This is a genomic window from Butyricicoccus pullicaecorum, assembly GCF_002160355.1.
Lineage (GTDB): Bacteria > Bacillota > Clostridia > Oscillospirales > Butyricicoccaceae > Butyricicoccus > Butyricicoccus pullicaecorum.
Window position 1 is genome coordinate 1 of sequence record NZ_NFKK01000035.1, and the last position, 4,852, is coordinate 4,852.

General features: G+C 50.4%; 6 protein-coding genes and 1 pseudogene. All 7 read left to right on the forward strand.

Features of this window, described 5'->3' with window-relative positions; genetic code table 11:
* A pseudogene (locus B5F17_RS14930) lies at positions 1-989 on the forward strand (hypothetical protein); the annotation flags it as partial.
* A 7-nt stretch (positions 990-996) separates the two neighbouring features.
* Positions 997-1,413: a hypothetical protein gene (locus B5F17_RS14230; protein ID WP_087374884.1), complete on the forward strand. Its 417-nt coding sequence runs from the start codon at positions 997-999 to the stop codon at positions 1,411-1,413.
* Positions 1,403-2,455, forward strand: coding sequence for a glycine-rich domain-containing protein (locus B5F17_RS14235; protein ID WP_087374886.1), 1,053 nt, complete (start codon positions 1,403-1,405; stop codon positions 2,453-2,455). Before B5F17_RS14230 ends, B5F17_RS14235 begins: the two co-directional genes overlap by 11 nt.
* 9 nt (positions 2,456-2,464) lie before the next feature.
* A complete protein-coding gene (locus B5F17_RS14240) occupies positions 2,465-2,707 on the forward strand; it encodes a hypothetical protein (protein WP_087374888.1) in 243 nt (80 codons plus the stop codon).
* Entirely contained in the window at positions 2,704-3,171 is a 468-nt protein-coding gene (locus B5F17_RS14245; protein WP_087374890.1) for a hypothetical protein, read from the forward strand. Before B5F17_RS14240 ends, B5F17_RS14245 begins: the two co-directional genes overlap by 4 nt.
* Positions 3,168-3,605, forward strand: a complete 438-nt coding sequence (locus B5F17_RS14250) for a phage holin family protein (RefSeq protein ID WP_087374892.1) — start codon at positions 3,168-3,170, stop codon at positions 3,603-3,605. Before B5F17_RS14245 ends, B5F17_RS14250 begins: the two co-directional genes overlap by 4 nt.
* A 40-nt stretch (positions 3,606-3,645) precedes the next feature.
* Positions 3,646-4,434 carry a glycoside hydrolase family 25 protein gene (locus B5F17_RS14255; RefSeq protein WP_087374894.1) on the forward strand — a complete coding sequence of 263 codons (789 nt, stop codon included), beginning with the start codon at positions 3,646-3,648 and terminating at the stop codon, positions 4,432-4,434.
* Positions 4,435-4,852 lie beyond the last annotated feature (418 nt).

The window sequence follows — 4,852 nt, forward strand, 5'->3', positions numbered from 1 at the left end:
AGATCGCGGACATCACCTTTAAGTTGGACGACAACCAAGAGGTCACCTTCCCGGGCACCAATACCGCGAGTGATAAGTCCTTGACCGTTGACAATCCCTTTGTGCATACCGTAGACGACGCACGTCGCGTGGTGTCCAACGTCATGAGCCAATACGGCGGGCGCAAGTTTACGGTAAGATCGCGTGGCAATCCGGTCAGCGAGACTGGTGACATCGACACCGTGGCGACTGCCTTCGGCACAACCATTTCGGCACGCCGGTACAAGCACCAGCTCAAGCTGGTAGACGGCGTGATGCGCAATCTGCCGTCCTACCTCATCCAGACCGACACCGATAAGCGTTACGATCATAAGGTCGTGTTGACCGGCGCGGGCAACTGGAAAGCCCCGACCGGCGTGACGGAAATCTATGTGCAGCTGGTCGGCGGCGGTGACGGTGCGGATGGCGGCGAGGGTGGCGCATGGCTGCACGAGGATGATTATAGCCCTAAACCGGGCAAGGCCGGAAAGGGCGGGCGTGTATTTATTGCTACGCTGTCCATCAACAGCGGGCAGTCGTTTGCGTATTCCTGTGGTAAAGGTGGCAAGGGCGGCGCAGGAGGTGCACATGCAACCTTTGGCAACCCTCCGAAAGATGACCAGCAGCCCGGAGAACCCGGAACAGCTGGCACAGCTACCACGTTTGGTGCGTATTCGTCGGCCAATGGCAAAAGCTACCCGGCTGGCATTACGGATGTTGAGACCGGCAAATATTACGCCGCAGACGGCACCGACGGCAAAGCACAGGTTGACAACCCTAAAACGGCATCGTCGGGTGAGCCGAATACTGGTAATGCTGGAAGTGGCGGCGATAGCGGCGCAAACGGATATTTTACGATAACCAGATACCCGGGAATGAATGATTATAACATCAAAGCCCTTCCCTCTGATGGCGCATCTGGTGGAGACGGCGCAGATGGTGTTATCATCATCAAATACAACAACCCGTGAGGTAATCATGGAACAGCTAAATTACAATCACTCAACACAAGAATTTTGGAACTATTCCGACCTGAACCGCGCAGAGGAATGGACGAAATATCTGTGCGATAGTTTGAACGCATATGGATACGGAGTTAAAATTATACCTAAAACGTGGGCTGTCGGAGAATATCCCACCCCGACACAGCTTGAAAGAATTCGGTCAAACATCAATGCGCTGCAAGACGCATGGTTTGCCGTCCCGGAATGGCGCGAGCTGATGGCGGTACATCGACCGGACGGGTGCGAAACGATCACTGCTGAACAGGTCAACGCCCAGGAATGGGATTTACAGCAGATGCACGACTATTTGCAAGCGATGGTTAATGCATTTGAGTTAAAGCAATCCGGAACTCTGTTTATGATTGCAGGAGGTGTATTAAATGCAGGATAGAGTGCCCACACCGGGCAAAGAGAACCGCGTGCGTATTCGTTTGGATGATGGGCAGTCAATTGAGGGCATTCTCGAATATGCAGATGATGCAAGTGTACAAGGAAGTGTATATAATAAAGCGAATGTGTTGTCGGATGATGTATGTAACGTGCTAAATATACCTACATCTGCTGAGCCTAAAGACGCTTTTTTGTCTGCTCATAAAAAAACATGGCGCGAAATTGAGCGAATTACAGCCAGTAAAACATGGATTGTTCCAGATGGCATATATCATATTGGCGTATTCCTGATCGGTGGAGGCCAGTCTGGACAGGGGTGGCAAATGGCCGTAGATAGCGGATACGAAGATGAATGTGCTATTGGCGGTGCGTCTGGATGGGGAAAATCTGTGGTGATGGATGTTACACCCGGACAGGAAATTGAAGTCATCATAGGCGCTGGAGGAGTAGCAACACAACACTGGTACCGCAGTAAGGGTGGCGATACAAAATTCGGAAGCTATGTAGCACCGAGCGGCGGTAATATGGATAGAATGGCAGCAGGTGTGCAGGATGTTAGACGATTTGAATTTAGTTCGTTGGACGGTATCGATGGGGACAACCGCACAGGCGAGTTAAACACAAAAACTATAAACGCCCCGTATGGAGGGGTTAGCGGAATTATTTCACAACAATCTGCATCTCCTGGAATGGTTGCCGATTGGATTTCTTCGGCTATTTTAGGAGAGAAAAATATTTTTGACCCAAGCATGAAGGCTTTCGGCCTTGGCGGATGTGTTGCGTTGAAACATTATCACAATACATCGTCACCTAATATTATTTACACAGCAAAACCGTATCCATTAGGTGACATGGGGATTGCTGGAGAGGCGAAAACATATTTTTACTCTGATGATGGAACCGGAAAAACATATAAGGGCGGCAACGCTACTGGATACGGAAATGGTGGTGGTGCTTGTCTCGCCGTTACGGACGACAGGACAAATAACGCAAATATTATTGGCGGAGACGGTTCTCCCGGAATTGTAATCATCTATGTGTGAGGTGACGGTATGATTTATGCAAAAATCGAGGACGGCGTCTGTGTAAACGCCGCTTTATTTGAGGACGAGGAAATCGCCATTGATTTTGGATACCCTGTCCTATTGCCTGACGGCTATGGTATCGGTGACCTGTACGACGGCATTGCTTGGAGCCATGCCCCCACACCTGACCCCGAGCCAGGACCCGAACCCGATCCGGATGTTTGGGACGAGCTGGCGAGCGCTATTCGAGAGGGGGTTAATGAGGTATGAGTGCAGAAAATAAGGCATTTGTCCTGGACACCATGCGTAAGATCGGCCGCACGGCCGCTTTGAACCTGCAGGAACGTGCGCCGGATATGTCCGGTACGGAAATCATTGCAGAAGAATCTTTCCTCCCTGCGTTTGACGCGGCAAGGCAATACCTGAACTACAAGGCTGGGTATGTTTGTCAGACAGCTAAGGGAAATGCGGTCAAGCTGGTGCAGCCTTATGACAGCACGATTTTCACAGGACAGCCCGAAGAGTTGCCAGCACAGTGGGGCTTTTACTGGTCTACTGACCCGAAAAAGGCTAAGCCGTTTCTGTCGCTGGCGACAAGCCCGTACATGACAGGAGACTGCTGTACTTATGAGGGACATGTCTGGCGATCTGGACAGGACGGTAATACCTGGGCACCGGGCAGCGTAGGCGTGAAATGGGATGATCTGGGAACGATTGAGGAGGTGCAGGGATGATTGTACATCTGACAGACACAAAAGCTGTCCTGATGGGCGGCGCAGCGATTGCGGGCGGCGCGATCAGCCAGGCGTTTGGCGGCTGGGATTCTGCCATGATGACTTTACTTATCTTTATGGCGATTGACTACCTGAGCGGTTTGATCGTTGCGGGCGTGTTCCATTCCAGCGATAAAAGCGAGACTGGAACGCTCAACAGCGCAGCATGCTGGCAAGGTTTGTTGAAAAAAGGGATGACGCTGGTAATTGTGCTTGTAGCTGCACGGCTGGACATTGTCCTGGGCACAGCGTTTGTCCGTGATGCGGTAGTGATCGCGTACATCGTCAACGAAACGATCTCGATCATCGAGAATGCTGGACTTATGGGCCTGCCGGTGCCTGATGTAATTATGAGCGCGATCGAGCAGCTGCAAGGCAAGAATGAGCAAAAATAAAACGTGTCCAATTTGGACACGAGAAAGGAGCGATGTATAGGTGAAAGGAATTGACGTCAGTAAACACAACGGCGCGGTGAACTGGACAAGTGCCGCCACCGCAATCGACTTCGCGATCATCCGTGCAGGATACGGCAAAACGTATGTAGATCCATGGTTTGAAAAACATTTGGCAGGCGCGCAGGCCGCAGGGTTGCGCGTAGGCGTGTATCATTACAGCTACGCGCTCACGGTCGAGGATGCGCGTGCAGAGGCGCGGCACCTGCTGGATATCATCAACGGTCGCAAGTTTGACATGCCTCTCTGGTTTGACATGGAGGACGCAGACGGCTACAAGGCAAAGCACGGCTTTACGTTTAGCTGGTCCAATATCTCGGCCATCACGCAGGCGTTTATCGATACCATACGTGCAGCGGGCTACCAGTGCGGCGTATACGCCTCCAAAAGCTGGTTTGATGATTACATCAAAGTAGATGCCGACGCGATCTGGCTGGCACAGTGGGCGAGCAAGCCCACCTACACGGGCAAGTTTGATGTCTGGCAGAACAGCGACAGCGGCACCGTGCCGGGCGTGACCGGTAAGGTGGACACCAATGTCCTGTACACGGAATTCTGGAAGAAACAGGAGGAAGAAGAGGAAATGAAAGTGTATACCCATACCGATCAGATGCCCGATTGGGCACAGGATACCTTTTATCGACTGATTGCTGCTGGTGTCGTCAAGGTGGATGCCAAAGGCGAGATCAATGTAGAGCATTCTGCGTTGCAACCGATGGTCTATCTTGATAGATTGTGTGACGGGCATATTGAACAGTTACTTAAAAGGTGAAGTAGGTTTTAAATTCAAAGAAAAAAGGAAGGATGACTATGTTTCATCCTTCCTTATTAAATGCTCCCAAGGCCGCACAATCATTCACGAGATTCATACATTCTTCTCCGAGCTTTTTTTAAACAGTTTAACATCTTCATTAACGATGACATTTTGATCTATGCATGACGTTAACCAGTGATCATCTATGCGTTTAGATTCCGCTCGACTTAAAACAGCATTTAAGAGATCGGAATCAGTAAAACAATATTTTTCAATTTCATATATGGCTACAATTCCTATATGCGTGCATAACCAATCAAATTCTGGTGTTGGAGCCGGGAGATCGCGACCATATTTTGTCGGGAGTATTTAACCAATTTTTGTCGGCGAACCCCAGAGCTAGTAGAATAAACAAAAAGAGTGCCAACAACCCAGC